The sequence below is a fragment of the Lacihabitans sp. CCS-44 genome, assembly GCF_024343735.1.
Lineage (GTDB): Bacteria > Bacteroidota > Bacteroidia > Cytophagales > Spirosomataceae > Leadbetterella.
In genome coordinates, this window is record NZ_RJUE01000003.1 from 15508 (window position 1) to 38397 (window position 22890).

Consider the following 22890-nt stretch of genomic DNA (forward strand, 5'->3'; position numbering starts at 1 on the left):
TGAATAAAGTAATTTTCTCTAAGTTTGTAAAATAGGTTGTTCTAAGTTTTTATAAAGGTCTTCTCTCTCTTTTTCTATTATTGAATCGATAAAATCATTCACCTTCAATTCCTTCAATTCGGCATAACGTTTTTTGTCTTGGGCTGCCTTATCCGCCAATTCGTATTTCATTTCTTGATATTCTAACCTCGCCCAATCGTTCTTTCTCAAATAATCTCTCGATAAAAGATGCCGCTCCAAAGCTTTACTTTCTGAAGGACATACATAGAGATGATGAGAAATCTTATCCAATGTCGGGTCAGAAGTTTTCCCGATTCGCTTGAAAACCTCCCTTTGTTCTATTCCTTGGTTTCCGTTGTGATAATATCCAATTTCTATCAAACCTGCTTTTATTTTATTAAACTCAGATTCACTTTCATAAATAATATCGATGTCTATGATGTTTTTGGAATCTAATCCAGGAACAGACGTACTTCCAACATGCTCAATCCGATACTTGAGTCCAATTAAACTTTTGTCAATTTCATTCTTTAAATCAATAAAATTTTCAATCCAATCAGATGTATATTTTTTCAAGAGCATGATTTCGAAATTGACTCACAACAAACATACAAACGAAATCGAAATTCACCAAAAATTGGCCTAAACAAAAAATAGAGATTGGACTACTCCAATCTCTATTTTTTATTCCTTTCGAATAAAAGCTTAGCTCTTATAAAAAATCCATTTGCCGAGTTCTTTCCAAGTCACTTTTTTGCCGTACATCAGAATACCCACACGGTAGATTCTTGACGCCAGCCAAGTAGTGAAAACAAAACCGCCAATGAGCAAAGTAACCGAAAGTACGATTTGCCAAATTGGAACTCCGAATGGAATACGCACCATCATAATTATGGGCGATGTGAATGGAATCATGGATGTCCAGATGGCCAGGTTACTGTTGGGGTCACGAATCACAAACTGAGCAATCATAAAAGCGGCGATAATCGGAATGGTAATAGGCAACATAAACTGCTGAGTATCAGTATCACTATCTACCGCAGAACCTACCGCCCCAAACAATGCACTATACAATAAATAGCCTCCCACAAAATAAAACAAGAAAGATATAATGATGGTGGTCAAAGGTAAAGTGTCCAAAGCCCCGAAAAAGTCAGGCATCATTTCTGATGGAATTCCGCCCCCAGCTTGCATTTTTTCTTTGGCCATTTCTTGTGCTTCAGGCGGCAAACTTGCCATTTGAGCTTCTGTCATGGCATTTTTTGATTGGATGAGTTTTTCACCCACCAACTTGCTGCCAAAAGTTAAAATACCAGCTGAAAGAACTATCCACAGACCAAACTGAGTTAACCCCACCAACGCTACACCAATAATTTTACCAATCATCAATTGAAATGGCTTAACAGAACTGATTAGAATTTCTACAATTCTGCTGGTTTTTTCTTCGGTAATGCTTCGCATCACTTGGGCACCATAAATAAACACTGAAAGATAAATCAAGAATGCACAAATACCTCCTATTATAGATGCAGCCGCAGCACTACTTTTCTTTTCTCCGCCTTCTTTCAAACTGATGGTTTCTGATGAAACATCCATTTTAGCACTTTCCAACACGCTTTTTGTAATACCTGCTTCTGTTAGTTTTATACTTTCAATTTCTCTTTCAAGGGCACTTTCTACTCTACTTTGCAACTCCAGCGTTACTCCCTTTTCTGAGTAAATTTTAATACTTTTAGGATTTTCCAAAACATCGCCTGGAATATGAACCAAAGCATCAAATTCACTTCCTTTTAATGACTTCTTTAATTCATCTATTTTTTCTTTCTTAAAAACGAAAATAAATTCCTCAGAAGTCTTAAACTTACCTTCAAATAATTTACTATCGTCTAAGACTTCAATTTTCTTTTGATTTACAGAACTTACCGCAGCCCAAATGACCCCAGCATACATCAATCCCATCAACAAAGGCCCCAAAATAGTCATCACGATAAATGATTTCTTTTTCACCCTCGTCACATATTCCCTTTGAATTATTAGTAATATATTGTTCATAAATTTCTTAGTTTGATTCGTTTACGGCTTTAATAAATACATCATTCATAGAGGCTACGTCTTCTTTGAAAGATTTCACGGTCACTTTTTCAAGAATTTCCCTCAAAAGATCATTTCCAAATTTACCGCTCGATGCTTTTAACACCGCTGTTTGGCTTCCGTCGAGATTTTTCTGATTACTCAAAACATTAAAATTCGTAGCACTATCCACCTTTTCACCTTCATAATTTAGGGTATATGTGTTTGACTTAAAGCTGTCCTTGATATCGAGTTTTTTGCCTTCCAAAACCTTCTTGGACTTATTTATCAAAGCGATATAATCACAAAGTTCCTCCACGGATTCCATTCGGTGTGTAGAAAAAATAATAGTCGAGCCTTTTTCTTTTAACTCTAAAATCTCGTCTTTGATTAAAGTGGCGTTGATAGGGTCGAAACCTGAAAATGGCTCATCCAAAATGATCAATTTGGGCTGATGCAACACCGTAGCTACAAATTGAATCTTTTGCTGCATACCTTTCGACAAATCTTCAATTGGTTTGTCCCACCAAGTTTTTATGTCAAACTTTATAAACCACTCTTTGAGTCTGTCCATAGCAGCATCTTTGCTGAGGCCTTTTAGTCGAGCCAAATACAAAAGTTGCTCACCAACTTTCATTTTCTTGTAAAGTCCCCTTTCCTCGGGCAAATATCCAATTTCGTAGATATTTTTTTCAGTTAGCGGTTCGCCATTAAACAGCACTTTACCAGCATCGGGAGCCGTTATCTGATTCACAATTCTTATGAGTGAGGTTTTGCCGGCACCATTTGGCCCCAAAAGACCATAAATAACTCCTTTGGGAACGGTAAGACTGACATCATCTAAAGCACGATGATTGGCATAATTTTTTACTACATTATGAATTTCCAGAATATTTTCTGACATAGCGTATGTTTTTTTCTTCAAAATTACCGCAAAAAAAACAAAAGTTCAGAATTTTGTTTGAAAGGCATTTTTCATTAACGAATGGACAAAATTTACTTCGATTGAGATTTTTTATTTTTGTTTTAACATAAAACCTCTATTTTTGAACAAAATGAATAATTAGTATTCTAAATTTGCGTTCCGTATAAAATCTAAAAATGGAGTTTATCAAAACTATAAAAGAAAAAATATCACTTGGCTTGTCGTTTATAAATGAAAAGCTGTATGCTGCTTTTGAGCTTTTCGAACTATTGCTACAAAAAATCTTCGGAAAGGAAAGAGTCATAAATTCAAAGCAATTTTTGATTTCAAAACGAAATGCTGCCCGTGTATTTATGTATGGCCATCTTAACCCTGAAGGCAGATATTACTCGGCTTTGAAGGTTATTTACAAATGGTTTTACAATACAGCCTTTGCGGTTATTTTTTACATTTTTTTGATAAAAACGAACTTCTTGTGGCTAACAGGAGGTATGCCTAGTGTGGAGCAACTTCAAAACCCCAAGCTCTCACAAGCCTCCACGATTTACTATGCTGATGGAGAAATAATGGGTAAATTTTTCACTGAAAACCGCTCTCCAGTGGATAGTGCAGCCATTTCACCTTGGGTATTTAAAGCCTTAATTGCTACAGAAGACAAACGCTTTTTTGAGCACTCTGGCATAGACCTTAAAAGAATGGCTGGTGTGGCAAAAGGCATAGTGACAGGAAATTCTGATTCGGGCGGAGGAAGTACCATTTCACAGCAATTGGCAAAAAACCTGTACAACACACGTAAAAAGGAGATGCGTGGCTTATTTTACTATATTCCTCTGGTGAAAACTATAGTATATAAAACCAAAGAATGGCTTACTGCTATTCAGCTAGAAAAGAGATTTACAAAGGGGGAAATAGCTACTATGTACCTCAATACTGTTGATTATGGAAATAACGCTTTTGGAATAAAAACTGCTGCTAAAACCTATTTCAACAAAACTCCTGACCAATTGGACGTTTCTGAATCAGCGGTTTTGGTAGGATTACAAAAAGCCACCACTTACTACAATCCGATTCGTAACCCAAAGAACTCAAAAAAAAGACGCAATACTGTGTTTCAAAGATTGGTTCAAAACGGAGATTTAGAAGCTGATAAAGCTGAGAAACTTTCTAAAAAAGATATCAAACTGGACATCAACATAGAAGATGCCTATGAGGGCCAAGGGAACTATTTCAAAGGCACTTTAGCTAAATTCATAGAAAACTGGGCAGAAAAGAACGACTTGGGAATTGATTTATATCGAGATGGTTTGAAAATTTATACCACAGTAGATTCCAAAATGCAGACTTATGCTGAAAATGCAGTAAAACAGCACATGAAAATGCTTCAAAAAGAATTTAACGCCCAATGGAAAGACAAAAACCCTTGGACTTATGAAAACGGTGAAGAAATACCCAATTTTATAGAATCGGTAGCTAAAAGAGAGAAAGTTTATAAACAATTAGCTATAAAGCACAATAACAATCAAGACTCTATAGATTATTACATGAACAAACCTGTCCCAATGAATGTATTCAGTTGGGAAGGAAACAAAGAAATGATGATGAGTCAAATGGACTCTATTCGTTATTACAAAAAGTATCTTCAAGCAGGTATGATGGCTTTTGACCCTTACTCTGGTTTTATAAAGGCTTGGGTGGGAGGTATCGACTTCGACCATTTCAAATACGATCATGTAAAACAAGCTAGAAGACAGCCCGGCTCAGCATTTAAACCTATCGTTTATACTGCCGCGATTGACGGCCCACTAGACCTTTCTCCGTGCGACAGAAGAGAAGACAAGGAGATTGAACTAAAATGGATGGAAAATGGCGAGGAGAAAATCTACAAACCTAAAAACGCAAATGGTACGTTTTCAAACAGTAACATGACACTCAGAACGGCTATCTCAAGGTCGATAAATTCTGTTGCAGTACAGCTTACCAATGAAATAAAGCCAAGTAAAGTAGTAGAATATGCGAAGAAAATGGGTATTACATCTAAGCTTGATCCAGTGGTTTCTTTAGGCTTGGGCAGTTCTGATGTTTCACTTTATGAAATGATAGCCGCTTATGGTATTTTTTTGAACGAAGGAATGTACAGAGAACCTATATTTGTTTTTAAAATTGAAGATGCTTCAGGAAAGGTTTTGTTTGAATTTGAACCCAAAACACATGAAGCCATAAGGCCAGAGTCGGCTTACTTGATGCAATATATGCTCAGAGGAAACATAGAAGAACCGGGCGGAACTGGTGCCCGAATGTTCAACTACAGTGAGTTATTCAAAAATGGAGGCCAAGTAGCGGGGAAAACAGGAACTACCTCAAACAACTCAGATGCTTGGTATGTGGGTTTCACAAAAGACCTTGTAGGGGGTGTTTGGGTAGGTGGCGACGACCGAAGTATCCACTTTAGAGGCGGCCTTGGTGAGGGCAGCAAATCTGCATTGCCCATTTTTGGTATATTTATGAATAAAGTATATGCCGACAAATCGCTCGGCTACAGCCCTGGACCATTTCCGAAACCTAATATAAAAATCGAGAAAGATTACCTAAGTTGTTATTCAATCGTAAAACGAGACACTACTTCTGTAGACAGTCTCTCGGGAAAAGCAAATCTTGATTCTGTGGAACGATTTAGAAACAGATTTAATGCAGACTCGAACATAAATCTTGATAGGATAAATAGTAAAAGGATAAAACCGGATTCTTTGTAGAAAGCGAATAAAAAAAGCGAAGCAAATGCTTCGCTTTTTTTATTCGTTGTCCTTTAAATCATTTGTGAGCTAAAACATCTGGGTCACCGTCAGGGTCATTATTAACCGTTCCTCCAGAGTTTATATTTCCTAAAAGCAGCAAACCACATACGTGTGGCGTAGCCATCGAAGTACCACTTATGGTGTTGTAACCTCCACTTTTCCAAGTAGATTTTATACTTACTCCTGGTGCACAGAAATCTACGGGTGGATTACCGTAGTTAGAGAAACTTGCGAAATTATTGTTTATATCATGAGCTGAAATAGTTACAATATTAGGACCATTTACCCTTGCTGGTGAATGATTATTGGCATTGTCAGTTTCGTTACCGGCAGCAAGTGCAAATTTAACACCCGAACTATTAGAAGCATTTAAAACAGCCTGATCAAGAGCTGCAGAGACGCCTCCTCCTAAACTCATATTGGCAGCATCGCCAGCTTGACCATTGGCCGCTACCCAATCTACGCCTGCTATAACACCAGAGTTGGATCCACTGCCTCTAGAGTTAAGTACTTTCACTGGTACTACTTTTGCATTTGGTGCAACTCCTACCACACCGATCGTATTATTTTTGGCAGCAACAGTACCCGCCACGTGGCTACCATGTCCGTTTCCATCGTTAAAACCTGCATCTTTTCCGCTTGTAAAAGCTGAGAAACCTCTAGTAGCATCCACATTTAAATCTGGATGTGTTAGATCAATTCCCGTATCAATTATCCAAGCCGTTTTACCAGTTCCGTCAGTTGAGCCTCCAACTCTTGCTATTCCCCATGGAATTTCCTGAGCCGGTTGAGTTGTACCACCTCCGCCTGGTTTTCCCTGGCTGATAGTTACTTCTTGATCCGCTTCAATGTATGCAACATTCGGATCATTCATTAGGCTTTTCAATTGAGCTGGATTTAAAGTACCAGCAAATCCTTGTAAAGCAGCCGAATACACATGGTCAATTGCAGCTTCATTTGCTCCATTTTTTGTTAACAATGCAAGCACTTTTTCTCTGACAGCTTTTGGCATACCTTTTAGTTCAGGCTCTCCTTTCAATACAACTATGTATTTGCCTGGAATGGCAGAGGCGAAAATAGATTCGGAAGAGGCCAATGGAGCAGAATCTGCGGTAAGGTTTTCGTTCTTACATGAAAGTAAAATGGCCACTGTAGAAGCCAATAAGATTAGTCTTTTCATTAATTAATAAGAGGTTTAAGTTTAAAATGAATATTATTTTAAATTATTAAAGATTTTATAACATATCTCATGCATAAAATCCACTATTAACCGAAGCAAAAATTAAGCCTAATTTATTACAAAAACAAATTATTTTGTTTAGAATTGGAACAATGTCTTAATTATAAAACTAAGGGGCTTTTTAGCATATAACCAAAATAAATCAATAAAAAACTTAACCTTGGAGAAGTTTGGCACTCAATAAATCAAAAATATGGCAGGCCTCTTGTTTAAATCCGGAAGACCTTTTCTTTTCCAAGATTCTATGCTTTGGGTTTTGATATATTCTGTTTCTGAAGTAATATCAGCAGCTATACAAAGTCGTGTATTAGGATTGAGATTGTTTACGATCGCCGTCAGCATCTGATTGTTTCTATACGGAGTTTCCATAAAAATCTGCGTCTGTTTTTTCTGAAGTGCTTCACGTTCTAGCGAACGCAACTTCTTGGCTCGTTCGTCGTCCTTGATGGGTAAATAACCATTAAAAGCAAAAGACTGACCGTTAAAGCCAGAAGCCATCAATGCCAACAGAATGGAATTTGGCCCGACCAAAGGCTTGACTTGTAGTCCTAATTGATGAGCCACCTCCACCACCAATGCACCGGGATCGGCCACACCTGCACAACCAGCTTCTGAAATAATACCAGCGTCTTGCTCAAGTTCGTTTAAAATCCCAAAAAGCTCTTCAAAGTCAGAGTCTTGATTGATTTCTATAAACTGTAAGTCGTCAATAACAATTCCGGCTTTTAATGAAGATATAAACCTACGAGTGGTTTTGATATTTTCTACAAAAAAAACCTTGATGGTTTTCATGGCCTCTAGGGCATAAGGCGTAAGAACCGACTGATGTGTATTCTCAGCCAGGAGCATCGGTAAAAGGAAAATATCGGGTCGTTTCATAGGCTTAACCAGTAAGTAAGTTTTACAAAAAGTGCTCTGTTTTTAGGCAGCCAAATTTCAGAATTATAATTATCAGAATACACCAAGAAGAAGTCAGAAACAGGAGCAAACCTCCACTGAAATCTTGAATTAACATTGAGATTTTTAAATTGTGAGTTATACTGTACGTAGTTGGTCCAGAAGAGTTTCTTGCTCATGGTAAAGTCAACATTCGGCCCAATGACATAGACTTTGTTCTTACCAGTAGATAGTTTTATGTCGTTGTAGCTATAATTCATGGCCACTAGACCATAAGGTTGAAATCTATAATTAAGGTTTCCTGACATAGAAATTATTCTGCCGTCATAATATTGTCCAATCAAGGGATTGAAATTCAAAGAAATCTTCTTTCTTAAATCTGTAACAAGGTTTGCGTCTAATGAGTAGTAGGTGTAAGCCGTTCCTGCTTTTAGTTTTGGCAGCGTGCTGTTGCTCCTCAAAGCATCAAAATCTTTAAACAAATAAGTAAAATTTTGACTAAAAGTAGTAAGTAATCTTGTGGTGTTCTGGAAAGCCAAAAGCACAAATGGCCCGGCTTTTCGGTCAGTCAAACCAATTCCTTTGCTTTCGTATTGATCATAGTTGAAGCCTATGCTGTAACGATTTAAGACTTTGGATTTTGGAAAAAAGTTAAAGCCAAAGGTTGGATTGAAATGGAAGAAATCTCCTCTAGGCACAAAACCTGCCTCAGCATTGAACCCTTTTCCCAAGAAATCATGCGACCACTTGGCTATAAATTTTCTTGTATTATAGTTGAGCAATAAACCTGTAGCAAAGGGGTTTTCTTGCTGGTTTCTATCGAAAGAATAATGATAAAACAATTTCCCAATCCACTTATTATCATTCGATTGCAAATTGTACTCTAAGCCACCTACTCTGTTAAAATTATCTAAGGCTTCACTGTTTGGATTAAATTTATTGACAAAAATAGCTGCGATATTAGACCTCTGAAAAATCCTTTTTTGTACTGCAAACACTGTAAAATTCTCAGCTTCTATTCCTTTTTCTTCATCTTCAGCAGTTTGGCTATTAAGTATTCCTACCCTCCATGTATCCCCTATTTTACCACTTAGTCTTGCTCCATAATTTATTCTACTTTGAACATTCACACCTGTAGAAGTATCTAATCCAATACCTATTTTCCTAGAAAAAAATGGACTATACAGCTGATTTCCAACGATCAAAGTTCCTGTTGGCGGTAAAAATGGATTGGTAATCAAGCTACCAAAACCTGTGAATAAATCAGAGTTTTCTATAAAAAACTGCCTTTGCTCAGGCAAGTTCACATCAAACCGGGTAAGGTTAACCACTTGCCTATCAGCTTCTACATTAGAAAAATCTGGATTTATAGTCAAATCTAAATTCAAACCAGACGTCACTCCTATTTTGGCATCCAATCCGATACCTGATTTGTAAGCCGTGGCAGGATCTTTGGCTTCAAAATCTTTGGATATCTTGCTTGCCACATAAGGAATCAAAGCTATGTTGGCTCCATTTTTCCTTAGCGGCCTTTCGAATTTTATCGGAATTGTATAACCCAAACTCATAATAATTTGGTTCTGAGGCATTTTCACCAATGATGTTTGCTCATTTGTTTGGGTATCAAACCTGTAAGCCTTAAAAAACCACAGTTGCGAACCCTCTTTAAATCTCAAAGTAGAAAACGGTATAACAGACTCCGAAACCCAGGCGTCATCGGCAATATAAGAGTTTGATTTCCACTTATTGTCCCAAAAAACATTTAAAAAGCTATTGTCACTGGCGGCATTGAACATCAAACCTTCACGCATAACACCGTAAGGGTTGGTCCCAAACATAAAACCATTTGTGTGGTCTGCAAAAGTATCAAAACAAAAGGTAATATTGTCGTTTCCACCTGCTCGAAAATCTCTTCTCAAAGAGGGAATAATGTAGTTTTTGGACTTAGAGTACATTTTAGCAGAAATGTACAAATTCTTGTCATCATAAAACATCCTGATTTCCGTATCATTTTGAGCTAGACCTGAGTCGCTCGGAAAATACTGTCTGAAATTCTTAAGCACCTCTGCTTTTTGCCAGGCGTCTTCATTCAGTTTTCCGTCAACATTGATAGTTTGATTGATATATTTTATCTCATAACCACCCTGTCCGAAAGAATAAAAACCCACAAATAGCAAGAAAAATAATAATCTTATCATTTGAGAATATTTAAAACTGTTTCGATGTCAATTTCTAAGTAATCGTTAATGTAAGCACTGCAGGGTGGCAGTTCTTCTTTGGTATGCGAGCTTAACACACCCACTACCCTCATACCAGCATTTAAGCCTGCCGAAACGCCTGAAAAAGAATCTTCAAAAACCAGGCAATTTTCAGGAGAAATGCCCAAATTTTGAGCCGATTTTAAATAAACTTCAGGATTCGGTTTATGTTGACTCACATTTTCTGAAGCCATTATGGACTCCATATCCTTTTCAAAACCCAAATGGCCCATAATCAGGTCGAGATTGGCCCTTGGGGCCGAAGTAGCTACACCCGTTTTGAAACCAGCTTCTTTTAATGAGGTCAAAAAAGGCAAATAATTAGGAATAGTAACAATATGTTCGGCGTAAATCTCACGGAAGAGCGATTCTTTTTCAAACTCCAAATCCAAAAATTCTTGCCCAACTACCTCTCTTCCAAGGAAATGCTTGAGAATATAGCTATTGCTTTTGCCATACATGTGTTGAGCAAATTCCTCCTCTGTCGGAAACAAATTTCTTTTACCAAAAAAAGACTTAAAAGCTAAACTATGGTAGGGATTGGTATGGCAAATCACACCATCCATGTCGAAAATTACAGCGGCTTGGTTCATATCTCAAAATTAATGGAAATAGTTCAAAACCAGTTTTTTGTTCGACAAAATAATAAGTTTCGCAGCCGAAAAGGGCAAACAAATATTAGATTCCTACAATTATAAAGAATCCATATAAATCTTCCGTGTCGATAAGATGTCTGAATATTGAGCAAATTATTATTTAAACTTTTGATGTTCTGGCAAGTTAAAATCTTAAAATATTAACTCTAGATTTAATTTTACCAATACATTTTTATAGCGAAATAGCCTTTTTGCTAAGAATATTATCAAACTCAAGCAGGTATTTTCCTCGAAAACCCATTATTTTTGCCAAATGAAAAAAAGCGATTCTGCAGTAGATATTAAAGATATTGATTCTCTCGACCCAAAACAGTACATTATCATAAAAGGTGCTCGTGTAAACAACCTCAAAAATGTTAGTGTAGCAATAAAAAGGAATACTTTAACGGTTATTACGGGGCTTTCGGGCAGCGGAAAATCTTCATTGGCGTTTGACACTCTTTATGCCGAAGGCCAAAGAATGTATGTGGAAAGTTTGAGTTCCTACGCCAGGCAGTTTTTGGGCAGAATGGAAAAACCTGAGGTGGACTATATCAAAGGAATTTCGCCCGCCATAGCCATCGAACAAAAAGTTGGTTCTAAAAATCCAAGATCCACCGTTGGAACAACTACTGAGATTTATGATTATTTCAAACTGCTTTTCGCAAGAATCGGTGTTACTTATTCGCCTAAAAGTGGCCTTCCAGTAAAAAAAGACAGTGTTTCTGATGTAGTAAATTTCTCGTTTTCATATCCCGAAAACACAAAAGTAATCATACTTAGTCCGCTTAAAACCAAGGAAAATCGTGATGTTTTGGAAGAACTCTCACTTCATCTCAAAAAAGGATTTACCAGAATAATGGTAAAAGACGAAGTGGTGTTGATTGAAGATTTCTTGGAGTTGGCTGATAAGAAAAAAGTAAAACCATCGGACGTTAAAATACTGATAGATAGAGCAGTTATTCATTTTGATGAAAATAATAACCCCGAAGAAGACACCCAATACAGAATTTCAGACTCTGTTCAAACGGCGTTTTTTGAAGGTGAGGGAGATTGCGAAGTTCAGATTATAGCTGAAGATGGAAAAAATTCCAAATCATTTACGGATAGGTTTGAGTTAGACGGAATACAGTTTGAAGAACCTTCTGTCAACCTTTTTACCTTCAACAATCCTTATGGAGCATGTAAACGTTGCGAAGGTTTCGGAAATGTTTTGGGTTTGGATCCTGAACTGGTTTTTCCTGACAAAAACCTTTCTATATTTGAAGGTGCCATAGCTCCTTGGAGAAGTGAAAAAATGAATGAATATTTGATGCCCTTAGTAAGAAAAGGTATTCAGTTTGACTTCCCAATCCATAGAGCAGTAAAAGACCTTACAGAAGAACAATATCGTTTACTGTGGACTGGTAACGAACACTTTATGGGCTTGGACGATTTCTTTAAGTTTCTTGAAGAACAAACCTATAAAATACAATACCGTGTGATGCTTTCGAGATACAGAGGTCGCACCACTTGTCCAGACTGTAGAGGTTCTAGGCTCAGAAAAGATGCTTCTTACGTAAAAATTGGGGGTAAATCTATCATAGACTTGGTTCTTTTGCCAATTTCTGGAGTTTCGGAGTTTTTTAAAAACCTAGAAGTAACCGACTACGAGCAAAAAGTAGGCAAAAGAATTCTGATAGAAATCAACAACCGTCTCGACTTCATGCAAAGGGTTGGCTTGGGATACCTGACGCTCAATAGATTGGCCAATTCACTTTCGGGTGGTGAAACACAAAGAATTAGACTTGCGACCTCCTTGGGGAGTTCGTTAGTGGGTTCCATGTATATTTTGGATGAGCCAAGCATTGGTCTTCACCCAAGAGATACGCAAAGATTGGTAAGTGTGCTGGAATCGTTGAAGGCTTTGGGTAACACAGTTATCGTGGTAGAGCATGAAGAAGAAGTAATGAAAGCCTCTGACGAAATCATCGACATTGGCCCAGATGCTGGAAATTTGGGAGGGCATTTGGTGTTTCAAGGAGCTTGGAATGGCCAAAAAGTCGAAAAATCTGACAGCCACACTTTGAACTTTTTGAGCGGAATCGATAAAATAGAAATTCCAAAACACAGAAGAAAATTCTTGGATTTTATATCGCTCAATGGAGCTACCGAAAACAATTTGAAGAATGTAGATGTCAAAATCCCTTTGGGTGTTTTGGCGGTAGTTACAGGCGTAAGTGGTTCAGGAAAATCCACTTTGATTAGGAAAATTCTTTATCCAGCCTTGGCCAAACTCAAGGGAGAATTTGGTGATGATGTGGGCAAATACAGTGAAATTACGGGAAGTCTGAGCAGAATTACACAGATAGAAATGGTAGACCAGAATCCTATCGGAAAATCAAGCCGCTCAAATCCAGTCACTTATATCAAAGCTTACGATACTTTGCGGGCCTTGATGGCCGAACAGCCACTTTCCAAAACTCGTGACTACAAACCTGCCCATTTCTCATTTAACGTAGAAGGTGGCAGATGCGAAGCATGCCAAGGTGAAGGACACCAGACGATAGAAATGCAGTTTATGGCAGACGTTAAACTCACTTGCGAAAGTTGCCAAGGCCGAAGGTTCAAAAAAGAAGTATTGGAAGTCAAATATCATGAAAAAGACATTGCCGAAATATTGGACATGACAGTTGACGAAGCCGTGGATTTTTTTAGAAATTCTCAGGCCAAAATCGCAGATAAAATCCAGCCACTGCAAGATGTGGGCTTGGGCTATATTAAGCTTGGTCAAGCTTCCAATACACTTTCGGGTGGAGAAGCCCAAAGGGTTAAGCTGGCATTTTTTCTTGGAAAAGGCAATGCTGACAAAGGCAAAACGCTCTTCATTTTTGATGAACCCACCACAGGTTTGCACTTTCATGATATCAAAAAATTGCTCAAAGCCATGAACGCATTGGTTGACCAAGGTGACAGCGTCATCATAATTGAGCACAATATGGAAGTTATCAAAAGTTCCGACTGGATAATTGATCTTGGTCCAGAAGGAGGCGATGCAGGCGGTTATGTCTGCTTTGAGGGCACACCGGAAGAGATGGTGAAAATTGAAGGTAATTACACTGCGGATTTCCTAAAGGAAAAACTGATGTAAATTCATGAAAACGCCTTTGGTTTTCAAACTCATTCTGTTGTTGGTATTGGCTTGGCGTTTGATTATTTCTAACAAAAAAACAAAAAAGCCTTCGGAAAAAGGATTTCTGAATCTTTTGGAATTACCAGCTGTCCAACTTTCAAAACCCAGTAAAGAACTTGAGCCAAAAGAAGCAGTAAAACGGTTTTATAGGGATGTGGCAAGAGAAAACCCAGAAGTTAATCAATTATATTTTATATGCTTTTTAGCAGAAAAACTCCAAAAACACTTTGCAAAACGAGGGATTTTTAGGCTATTTTGGTATGACCAACATTTGGTTTTATCATTCTACCAATCATTAAAATTATTAAATCTCGAAAAAGAAACGATTTTATTTGAAAAAATTCTAACAAACCTAAATCCTGTGAGTTTTATTAAAGTATCTAATAATGAAACGCTTGAACCCAATTCATTTCTAGCTACCAATCCTGAGTTTGACTTACTTTATGTAGAATTCGACAAGATATTTGATATGGATAAATATTGCCAAGCTTTAGTAAATCAGTTTTATGCAAATTAAAAATACCCGAGCCATCATATATTTGCAAGCTTCAATGTATTTGGCGGGCATTATCGGACTTAGTTTTTCCTCAACACAAACTTTCTTTCAGTTTTTAACGCCTTTTCATCTATTATCTTCATTTGTATTCTTGATTCTTACCCAAGAAAACAGAAATACTGCCTTCTGGAAGTTTGTAATTTTAGCCGTTTCGGTTGGTTATTTGATCGAGGTTTTGGGTGTAAAAACTCAAATGATATTCGGGGCTTATGAATACCAATCCACTTTGGGTTTTAAAATCTTGGATGTACCGCCTATGATTGGTATAAATTGGTTTTTAATGGTTTTCTGTGCAGGCATTTTTATTGAAAAAATAACGAAAGAAAGTTCAAATATCTTCCTAAAAACCGCCCTTGGAGCAATAGTTTTAACTGTATTTGACTACATAGCAGAACCTGTAGCCATATCTCAAAACATGTGGACTTGGACTTACGGCACGCCACCTTTGCAAAACTATATTGCTTGGTTCATCGTGGCATTTGTATTGCTTTTCGCTTTTTTCAAACTAAAATTCACAAAAAGTAATCCGCTCGCTATTGCTCTTTTCATCTTTCAAATAATATTCTTTGGAGTCCTCAGATTTTTGATATATTTACAAGGTTAAACACCTTAAATATGAAAATAGACGCTCACCAGCATTTTTGGAAGTATGATCCCGAAAATTACGCTTGGATAGACAGCAGCATGTCTAAAATCCAAAAAGATTTCTTACCGGCAGACTTAAAGCCAATATTAGACAATAATCAAATTGATGGATGCGTTTTGGTCCAAGTGAATCAAACGGAGGATGAAACCATCTTTTTCAATTCCTTGGCTGAGCAGAATGACTTCATTAAAGGAGTAGTGGGCTGGACTGATTTGTTCTCAAAAAAATTACAATCCAACCTTGAAGCCTACTCAAAATACCCTAAAATCAAAGGTTTCAGACATATTGTGCAAGGAGAGCCAGTTGGATTTATTCAAAATCCTGATTTCATCTCAGGAGTTCAAGAATTGGCCAAACATGACTTCACATACGACATCCTGATTTATCCAACGCAGCTGAAGGACGCCAAACATTTGATTAAACAATGCCCCGACAACAAATTCATTATTGATCATCTGGCTAAACCCTATATAAAAGAGAAAAAAATAAGTCAGTGGGGCAACTATATGCAGAAACTTGGTGAAATGCCAAATGTCTATTGCAAAATTTCAGGAATGATCACGGAAGCCGATTGGAAAAATTGGAAAAAAGAGGACTTTTACATTTACCTAGATGTAGCTTTAAATAGCTTTGGAATTGACAGACTTGTCTATGGATCTGACTGGCCAGTTTGCCTAGTGGCCGCAGAATATGAGGAACAATTAGAAATTGTTAAGAGCTATTTTGAAAAGTTAAGCCTTACCGAGCAAGACAAAATATTTGGAGAAAACGCAGTGAGGTTTTATGGGTTGTAAAACAAGAATAATATAATCATCATCAAAACAAAACCATGAATAATATATTCGAAACAGCTAAAATCAAAGAGCTTTTACCAAAAATAAAACGCTTTGTTAAGGAAAATCTTTACGAATTAGAAACCCCAAAGAATCTTAACGAACTTTTCTCAAAAATAGAACCTTTGCTATTAGAAAAACGAGAATTAGTAAAAAAAGAAGGCCTTTTCGGCTTACATCTTTCAGAACAAGAGGGCGGATTGGGCCTTTCACTATGTGAATTTGGACAAATTTCCGAAGTTTTGGCTTATTCACCGTTTGGTCATTTTGTATTTAACACCCAAGCTCCAGATATTGGCAATACCGAATTATTGCACAAATATGCCTCTAAAGAACTCAAAGACAAATACTTAAAACCACTGCAGGAAGGCAAAATAAGAAGTTGTTTTAGCATGACAGAGCCCGAATTTGCAGGTTCAAATCCCGTAATGATGGGAACAACAGCAGTAAAAGCTGGCTCAGATTACATAATTAACGGACATAAATGGTTTACTTCCTCAGCAGACGGAGCGGCTTTTGCCGTAGTAATGGCGGTTACCAATCCAGATGCTGCACCTCACCAAAGAGCTAGCCAAATAATAGTGCCACTCGACACATCTGGTTATGAGTTTATCCGAAATATCCCCATTATGGGTCACTCAGGCGATGGTTGGGCTAGTCATGCTGAGGTAAAATACAATAATGTTAAAGTGCCACAAAGCAATCTTGTTGGCGAAGAAGGAAGTGGTTTCAAACTCGCTCAAGAACGCCTTGGACCTGGAAGAATACACCATTGTATGCGGTTTATCGGCATCGCACAACGCAGTTTTGACCTCATGTGTCAATATGCCCTCAAAAGAAAAATAGCTGATGATAAAACGCTCGGCCATCAGCAATTTATACATGGCTTTATTGCCGAATCTAAGGCTGAAATAGATTCTACAAGACTTTTAGTACTTAATACTGCCAAAAATATAGACGAATTTGGAGCTTCTGCTTGTCGTGATGAGATTTCAGCCATCAAATTTCATACAGCAAACATGATGTTGAGAGTAGTAGACAGAGCCATACAAGTACACGGCGGCTTAGGAATGACCAACGACGTTGTATTGTCGTATTGGTATGCACATGAGCGAGCATCGCGGATATATGATGGAGCGGATGAGGTGCATAAGTCTGCCTTGGCAAAAAATATTCTCAAAAACTTCAATCCACTCTCCCTATGATTTCAGACGAAGCCAAGGAAATAAGAACAGGAGAAGAAATTGACGAATCTTCATTAGAGTTTTTTTTAAACCAAAATATCAAGGATTTTGGCAAAATAACTGGTATTAAACAATTTCCTGGTGGATACTCCAACTTAACTTATTTAATTCAAACCCAAGAGAAAAGTTATGTTTTACGTAAACCACCCAAAGGTGCAAAAGCCATCAAAGGTGGACACAACATGCGTCGAGAATTCGAAATATTAGAGAGTCTGACAAATGCTGGATTTAACCAAGTACCGAAACCAATATTCTACACGGCAGATGAATCCATTCTTGGGAGTGAATTTTATTTGATGGATAAATTGGAAGGTACAATTCTTAGAAATTCTGAATTTAAACGACAAAAAGAATATTTAAATTCTGATTTAATGTCCAAGCTTTCTCAAGAAATATGCAAAACGCAGGCCGAATTACACAAAATAAAAATAGAAAATACACCTCTAGCAAATATAGGAAAACCAGATGGATACATCAGTCGACAAGTTAAGGGTTGGCACGAACGATATTTGAATGCGAAAACAGACGAACTAGAAACTGAACAATTGGTCTTCCATTGGCTCAGTGAAAATACACCCAACGAAATAAAACCGACACTACTTCACAACGACTTTAAGTACGATAATGTGGTATTTGATTTAGAAAATCAAAAAATATTGGGAATTTTGGATTGGGAAATGGCAACCATTGGTGATCCTAGAATGGATATTGGCACTTCCCTATCCTACTGGTGCGAAGCTGGAGATGGAGATTTTGAGAAAAACTTTAACTTAAGTTGGTTGCCTGGCAATTTCACAAGAGAAGAATATGTTGCTCATTACCAGAAAATTAATCCTGATGTAGACTTATCCAATATTCTATATTTTTATGTTTTTGGTTTATTCAAAAATGCCGTTATTATTCAACAAATATATGCCCGATATAAAAATGGGCTGACCCAAGACCTCAGATTTGCCAATCTGATTGAAGGTGTAAAGGCTCTTATGCATAAATCGTATCGGTCTATTTTAGAGACCAAAATGCTTTGATACTAGCAGAAAGGTATAAAAAAAGGGGCTAAAAAGCCCCTTTTCAAAATATAATTAACCACTTAATTCTTATCTGTTCAATATCAAATTTTGTGTCATTGCCTCTGTGCCATTGATTACTCTCACAGTAAGGTTAGTTGTAACCATACCTTGTGGCAGCGTATAAGCTTTTCTAAGTTGTTTTACAGTACCATCCATTTTCATAACCACTCTACCATCTTGATTGGTGATATCAACAGAGATATTATCAGTGTCCCTCATTCCAGTTAGTTTAAGATTAAACTCACCCTGAGTCGGATTTGGCCAAACACCTATTTCTTTGGTGATGGCTCTGCCTTTTCCAGTGGTGAACAATGCACCCTCTTTGTTGGCACTCGAAACCGCCATTCTTTTATTATCCTTTACCCAAACTCCACCTTTAAGATAGGCAACATCAGAGTTATCATTCAACTTTACGTCAACAGTGTTGTTATCGTTTGATTTCAATACCCAATATTCAGTTTGATTGATTTCCTCCACGTCGTAATCCAACTCAGAAGCAACATCAAGGGGATTTCTTGCTATATATTGTGCCTCCAAGGTATTACCCGACATCTTATTAGCTTGAAAACTTTTAAGACTAGTGCCATCACCTACAGGGAACTCAAAAGAGCTGTTACCAGTTTTCTTCACAGAACCCGAAACGTGAGACAAATCACTTGCACCGTTATGAGTAGCATTATCTCCCAATTCCAAGGCTGACCCATTGCTGCTTGAAACAATGCCTTTTCTGAAAGAAACTTCTTCAGACACTGAAACAGGAGTTTGAAGATTTATATCATTCTCAACAGCCACTTTGGACATTTCTGCCACTTGAGTACCTGAAATGGTTTGTGGTGTTGAACCATCAACCACTACTTCACCTTTCGAAACCAACTTTGCGTTGTTTTTCAGGTCTCCTCTTAAATGAACCTTTCCGTTGTTAGTGATTTCACCAGAGTTGGTAACATCTGTACCAAAACTAACCAAAGCTCCTTCGCTGATGTGAATTTTTGTAGAGTTAACCACCTGAGCTGAAACAGAGCTAACAATTAGTCCTAGGCCGATTGACAGTATTACTTTTTTCATATATATTTTATTTATTTCTAAATCCTGTTATAAAATTACTTTTAAAGAAACACATTTAAAAGCTTTGATTTCATTTTTTATTAAATGGTGAACCCCTTCTAAATCAAAAATCTATCAAAAATAAGACCTTTAATTCATAAATCCATTTAATCGCATCCATTCCTCAAGCCTGACAGGCCAACTCGCCACAGGCCCTTTGTTGGTTTTCTTCATAGAGAATCCATGGCCTCCTCTATCATATAGGTGCATTTCTGAGGCAACTCCATTTTTCCGGAGTGCCTTATAGTAATTTAAACTGTTGTCAACATGTACCCAATCATCAAAAGCGTGCACTAAAAATGCTGGTGGAGTATCCCTTTTTACCTGCAGCTCGTTAGAATACAATTCTATTTTTTCTATGCTCGGATTTTTGCCGACCAAATTATCCCTTGACCCTTGGTGCGTTATTTTATCAGAAAAAGAAATCACTGGATAAAGCAAAATGGAAAAATCTGGCCTTACACTTATTTCAGGATTTTTAACTTCTCCTACTTGTGTATAAAAATGAGTGGAAGTAGTGGCAGCCAAATGGCCACCAGCTGAAAAACCCATAATACCCACTTTACTGGCACTTAAACCATAACTATCGACATTTTTTCTGATATATCTTAAAGCTTGTTGGGCATCTTGCAAAGGTCTGATTTCCGCATTTTCAAAAATCTCGTCTTGGGGTAATCGGTATTTCAAAACAAAAGCAGTGATGCCCTTACTCGCAAACCATTCACCTATGCTAGTACCTTCATGATCCCAAGCCAATATTGCATATCCTCCACCTGGACATATAATTACAGAGGCATCAGAAGTCTTCTTTTTAGGCTTTATAACTGTGAGGGTCGGTACAGTAATGTCATTTATTCTCGTAATGCCATCTTTTTCTTTGACTACATTTTCTTTTTTTGATATTGCCTCAGGTTTTAGACCTGGACTTGGACCGTCATATAGCGACACAACCGTGTGCTGAGCAAATATAGACTGGCTTAATAACATCAGTACAAATAGTTTTCTTCTCATTTTTTAAGGGGTTGAATATTACAATTTATTTTACTCTTGGGATATTTCCAACACCTTAAACTCCGTACGGCGGTTTACCTGATGTTCTTCTTCGTTTTTAGCTTCTTGAATAATCAGTTCTGTTTCACCATAACCTTTTGCGGTTAATCGTTCTTTCGAAATACCCTTTATGGCCAAGTAACTAATAACCGACTCTGCACGACGTTGTGAAAGCCTGTTGTTGTACAAATCAGACCCACGTGTATCTGTATGCGAGCCCAGTTCAATTTTAATTAGTGGATTGTCTTTTAAAACTTGCACTAGTTTGTCCAATTCTACTGCGGCATCTGCTCTGATATCAAATTTATCAAGGTCATAATAGATATTTTCCAGTCTGAATGTTTTTCCTACAAACAACTTTTCTAGATTAATTTCAGTCTGAAAAGTAGTATCCGTAACGGCCTTTTTTAGTAAAGGATAAGGGATACTTCTTCCAAACATAGAGAAACCCTCTCTTTTTGTTAAATAGGCAGCTTTTTCAACTAAAATTACATAATCTTCGTCTTCTTCCATTTTTATCGGACCAAACTTACCTTTCGTAGTAAATACTTCTGCAAAGTCTGTTTCTACTCCACCGTCTAACTTATAAATTTTCACCAAAGCCGAATCCAATATCTGCCTATCGCCTTTCACAATACCTTCAAGGTAATAATTCGCTATTTTTTGAGACTTAGTATTGGGATTATTCGGATCATTACCATTGGAATTATTCGAGTTATTGGGATTGTTGGGATTATCCACTTTCACAACTTCATTTACAGGTTTTGGTGGAGCCAAATAATAGTAAATGTCATCGTTTCCTTTTCCACCAGCTCTATTAGACGTAAAAAATATATTTCCAGCATCGTCCAAAGAATACCCAAAGTCATCCATAGAACTATTGTACGGTATGCCCAGATTTTCAACAGATGTTTTTCCGCCTGACCTTATGGCCATAAAAATATCTAATTTACCAAGGCCCGGGTGACCATCAGAGGCAAAAAATAGCCTCCCATCTGCCGACACAAAAGGAAACATTTCATCACCAGCTGTATTTATGGCCTTGCCCATATTAGCAGGATTACCAAAACGTCCGCTGGCATCCATATTTACACGATAAATGTCTAATCCACCACTACCTCCTGCCCTGTTGGAACTAAAATAAATAGTTTTTCCATCTCTCGAAAACGCTGGAGAACCGTCCCATGCTGAAGAATCTGAAGCAGAAACAAGTTTAGGCTCTGTCCAACCGTCATTCAGAACGAACCTGCTCATGTATAAATCCACGTCAGGCGAGATGTCTTTTCGCTTTCCAGAATTCCCTCTGGCAAATATCATGATTTTTCCATCTGGCGAAAATGTTGGTGTACCCTCATTTCTGTCTGGGTCAAGAATATTCTTACTAAAAGACTCTGCTGGACCAACCGAACTAAAATCATCAGACACTTTGGACTGATATATTCCGAGAAAAGGAAGCCCATTAGAATAGGTTTTGTCTTTTCTGGAAGCCGAATAAATAAAATAACCGTCTTTAACAATTCCTGAAAACTCTGTATTTTCTGTATTGACAGCCGAAAAGTTTTTAAATTCTAAATCTGATTTTTTGGTTTTTATATCAGAAATAAGCAAAAGCGTATTAAGTTCTCGTAAGGCTCTTTCATTTAATACTTTGTTGGTTGATTTTGAATCAATGTATTTTTGAAAGAAGACTTTTGCCTTGTCATACTCTTCGTTGGCTTTAAGGGCATAAGCATAATTAAAACTGGCATCATTATTTACAAAATCTGCCTCAAAAGCTTTTTCGTAAAACGGAATAGATTCAACCCAACGGTTTGACAACCTATAAGATTCTGCAATTTTAAAATTCAGTTCGCCTTTCCTTGATTCTTCTATCTCTTTTACTTTTGAAAATTCTTTAATGGCGATGTCGTAAAAACCACTTTCGAAGCTTGTCAATCCTTTTTTATAGGTTTTCAGCTGAGCTTGTCCAAGAAAAGAATCCAATATTAGAATCGCAAGAATAGAACATCTGAAAATAAAAGTTTTAGATTTTAAAAAATGCATCGAAAACATATTTGTTAAGGTTATTTTCTGATTTGAAACAAATATAAAACGCCTTTCGCTTTTTATTGTTGTAAATACGTAGTTTTTACCAAAAAAGGAAAGATAAAATTACTTTAAACCCAAAAGAGTTTTTTAGACAGCAATTGGATTCGCCAGAATTTTCGGTAAATCAGGCTCATGAATGATTATGAGATACACTTCTTGGGTTAAGCACTTATAGGAGTAATTTTTTAAATTTGTAATGAGAGTCCATCTAGAACGAATCCTAAAAGCCCAGTCAAATTGGCTTTCGTATTCATTTTCAATAAGTTAAATTATTGTTAACAGTAAAGAATTTTGAGGAATGATTAGGTTG

The 22890-nt window shown here is 37.2% G+C and carries 17 protein-coding genes; 7 read left to right on the plus strand and 10 right to left on the minus strand.

What is annotated here, in order from left to right:
- Positions 1–18: 18 nt before the first annotated feature.
- From EGI26_RS02855 to EGI26_RS02865, 3 genes are all read right to left on the minus strand, one after another.
- Positions 19–582: a GrpB family protein gene (locus EGI26_RS02855; RefSeq protein ID WP_255076208.1), complete on the minus strand. Its 564-nt coding sequence runs from the start codon at positions 580–582 to the stop codon at positions 19–21.
- Between the two features lie 123 nt (positions 583–705).
- Positions 706–2052 carry an ABC transporter permease gene (locus EGI26_RS02860; protein WP_255076209.1) on the minus strand — a complete coding sequence of 449 codons (1347 nt, stop codon included), beginning with the start codon at positions 2050–2052 and terminating at the stop codon, positions 706–708.
- Positions 2053–2059: 7 nt separating this feature from the next.
- The gene (locus EGI26_RS02865; protein ID WP_255076210.1) at positions 2060–2974 is read right to left on the minus strand and encodes an ABC transporter ATP-binding protein; all 915 of its coding nucleotides are present in this window, start codon (positions 2972–2974) and stop codon (positions 2060–2062) included.
- A 197-nt stretch (positions 2975–3171) separates the two neighbouring features.
- Here EGI26_RS02865 and EGI26_RS02870 point away from each other — a divergent pair, with 197 nt between their 5' ends.
- Positions 3172–5745: a penicillin-binding protein 1A gene (locus EGI26_RS02870; RefSeq protein ID WP_255076211.1), complete on the plus strand. Its 2574-nt coding sequence runs from the start codon at positions 3172–3174 to the stop codon at positions 5743–5745.
- Positions 5746–5803: 58 nt separating this feature from the next.
- On the opposite strand, the gene EGI26_RS02875 is transcribed toward EGI26_RS02870, so the two are convergent.
- The 4 genes from EGI26_RS02875 to EGI26_RS02890 form a co-directional block, all read right to left on the minus strand.
- A complete protein-coding gene (locus tag EGI26_RS02875) occupies positions 5804–6967 on the minus strand; it encodes a S8 family peptidase (protein WP_255076212.1) in 1164 nt (387 codons plus the stop codon).
- Between the two features lie 237 nt (positions 6968–7204).
- A complete protein-coding gene (locus tag EGI26_RS02880) occupies positions 7205–7906 on the minus strand; it encodes an SAM-dependent methyltransferase (RefSeq protein WP_255076214.1) in 702 nt (233 codons plus the stop codon).
- Positions 7903–10122 (minus strand): DUF5916 domain-containing protein, encoded by a 2220-nt coding sequence (locus tag EGI26_RS02885; RefSeq protein ID WP_255076216.1) that lies wholly within the window; start codon positions 10120–10122, stop codon positions 7903–7905. Before EGI26_RS02885 ends, EGI26_RS02880 begins: the two co-directional genes overlap by 4 nt.
- Entirely contained in the window at positions 10119–10775 is a 657-nt protein-coding gene (locus EGI26_RS02890) for an HAD family phosphatase (protein ID WP_255076218.1), read from the minus strand. The genes EGI26_RS02885 and EGI26_RS02890 overlap by 4 nt, the downstream gene beginning before the upstream one ends.
- Before the next feature lie 316 nt (positions 10776–11091).
- Here EGI26_RS02890 and uvrA point away from each other — a divergent pair, with 316 nt between their 5' ends.
- Genes uvrA through EGI26_RS02920 form a run of 6 tightly spaced genes read left to right on the plus strand, consistent with a single transcriptional unit; the run spans position 11092 to position 18296 of the window.
- Positions 11092–13947, plus strand: a complete 2856-nt coding sequence (gene uvrA / locus EGI26_RS02895) for an excinuclease ABC subunit UvrA (RefSeq protein ID WP_255076219.1) — start codon at positions 11092–11094, stop codon at positions 13945–13947.
- Positions 13948–13951: 4 nt separating this feature from the next.
- Complete coding sequence (locus EGI26_RS02900; RefSeq protein ID WP_255076221.1) at positions 13952–14506, plus strand: hypothetical protein; 555 nt, start codon at positions 13952–13954, stop codon at positions 14504–14506.
- Complete coding sequence (locus tag EGI26_RS02905; protein WP_255076222.1) at positions 14496–15149, plus strand: carotenoid biosynthesis protein; 654 nt, start codon at positions 14496–14498, stop codon at positions 15147–15149. Before EGI26_RS02900 ends, EGI26_RS02905 begins: the two co-directional genes overlap by 11 nt.
- 11 nt (positions 15150–15160) lie before the next feature.
- On the plus strand, positions 15161–15985 hold the full coding sequence (locus tag EGI26_RS02910; protein ID WP_255076223.1) for an amidohydrolase: 825 nt from the start codon (positions 15161–15163) through the stop codon (positions 15983–15985).
- A gap of 35 nt (positions 15986–16020) precedes the next feature.
- Positions 16021–17229 (plus strand): acyl-CoA dehydrogenase family protein, encoded by a 1209-nt coding sequence (locus EGI26_RS02915; RefSeq protein WP_255076225.1) that lies wholly within the window; start codon positions 16021–16023, stop codon positions 17227–17229.
- Positions 17226–18296 carry a phosphotransferase family protein gene (locus tag EGI26_RS02920; RefSeq protein ID WP_255076226.1) on the plus strand — a complete coding sequence of 357 codons (1071 nt, stop codon included), beginning with the start codon at positions 17226–17228 and terminating at the stop codon, positions 18294–18296. Before EGI26_RS02915 ends, EGI26_RS02920 begins: the two co-directional genes overlap by 4 nt.
- A 69-nt stretch (positions 18297–18365) precedes the next feature.
- On the opposite strand, the gene EGI26_RS02925 is transcribed toward EGI26_RS02920, so the two are convergent.
- From EGI26_RS02925 to EGI26_RS02935, 3 genes are all read right to left on the minus strand, one after another.
- A complete protein-coding gene (locus EGI26_RS02925; RefSeq protein ID WP_255076228.1) occupies positions 18366–19403 on the minus strand; it encodes a hypothetical protein in 1038 nt (345 codons plus the stop codon).
- A gap of 129 nt (positions 19404–19532) precedes the next feature.
- Complete coding sequence (locus tag EGI26_RS02930) at positions 19533–20453, minus strand: alpha/beta hydrolase (protein WP_255076230.1); 921 nt, start codon at positions 20451–20453, stop codon at positions 19533–19535.
- Positions 20454–20483: 30 nt separating this feature from the next.
- Positions 20484–22535 (minus strand): OmpA family protein, encoded by a 2052-nt coding sequence (locus EGI26_RS02935; protein WP_255076231.1) that lies wholly within the window; start codon positions 22533–22535, stop codon positions 20484–20486.
- Positions 22536–22890: the final 355 nt, after the last annotated feature.

What these genes read in the sequence shown, in the direction of transcription:
- EGI26_RS02885 (WP_255076216.1), bottom strand. Translation starts at nt 10,122, where the DNA reads ATGATAAGATTATTATTTTTCTTGCTATTTGTGGGTTTTTATTCTTTC.
- EGI26_RS02925 (WP_255076228.1), bottom strand. Translation starts at nt 19,403, where the DNA reads ATGAAAAAAGTAATACTGTCAATCGGCCTAGGACTAATTGTTAGCTCT.
- EGI26_RS02870 (WP_255076211.1), top strand. Translation starts at nt 3,172, where the DNA reads ATGGAGTTTATCAAAACTATAAAAGAAAAAATATCACTTGGCTTGTCG.
- EGI26_RS02910 (WP_255076223.1), top strand. Translation starts at nt 15,161, where the DNA reads ATGAAAATAGACGCTCACCAGCATTTTTGGAAGTATGATCCCGAAAAT.
- EGI26_RS02900 (WP_255076221.1), top strand. Translation starts at nt 13,952, where the DNA reads ATGAAAACGCCTTTGGTTTTCAAACTCATTCTGTTGTTGGTATTGGCT.
- EGI26_RS02915 (WP_255076225.1), top strand. Translation starts at nt 16,021, where the DNA reads ATGAATAATATATTCGAAACAGCTAAAATCAAAGAGCTTTTACCAAAA.
- EGI26_RS02865 (WP_255076210.1), bottom strand. Translation starts at nt 2,974, where the DNA reads ATGTCAGAAAATATTCTGGAAATTCATAATGTAGTAAAAAATTATGCC.
- EGI26_RS02890 (WP_255076218.1), bottom strand. Translation starts at nt 10,775, where the DNA reads ATGAACCAAGCCGCTGTAATTTTCGACATGGATGGTGTGATTTGCCAT.
- EGI26_RS02935 (WP_255076231.1), bottom strand. Translation starts at nt 22,535, where the DNA reads ATGCATTTTTTAAAATCTAAAACTTTTATTTTCAGATGTTCTATTCTT.
- EGI26_RS02930 (WP_255076230.1), bottom strand. Translation starts at nt 20,453, where the DNA reads ATGAGAAGAAAACTATTTGTACTGATGTTATTAAGCCAGTCTATATTT.
- EGI26_RS02880 (WP_255076214.1), bottom strand. Translation starts at nt 7,906, where the DNA reads ATGAAACGACCCGATATTTTCCTTTTACCGATGCTCCTGGCTGAGAAT.
- EGI26_RS02875 (WP_255076212.1), bottom strand. Translation starts at nt 6,967, where the DNA reads ATGAAAAGACTAATCTTATTGGCTTCTACAGTGGCCATTTTACTTTCA.
- EGI26_RS02860 (WP_255076209.1), bottom strand. Translation starts at nt 2,052, where the DNA reads ATGAACAATATATTACTAATAATTCAAAGGGAATATGTGACGAGGGTG.
- EGI26_RS02855 (WP_255076208.1), bottom strand. Translation starts at nt 582, where the DNA reads ATGCTCTTGAAAAAATATACATCTGATTGGATTGAAAATTTTATTGAT.
- EGI26_RS02920 (WP_255076226.1), top strand. Translation starts at nt 17,226, where the DNA reads ATGATTTCAGACGAAGCCAAGGAAATAAGAACAGGAGAAGAAATTGAC.
- uvrA (WP_255076219.1), top strand. Translation starts at nt 11,092, where the DNA reads ATGAAAAAAAGCGATTCTGCAGTAGATATTAAAGATATTGATTCTCTC.
- EGI26_RS02905 (WP_255076222.1), top strand. Translation starts at nt 14,496, where the DNA reads ATGCAAATTAAAAATACCCGAGCCATCATATATTTGCAAGCTTCAATG.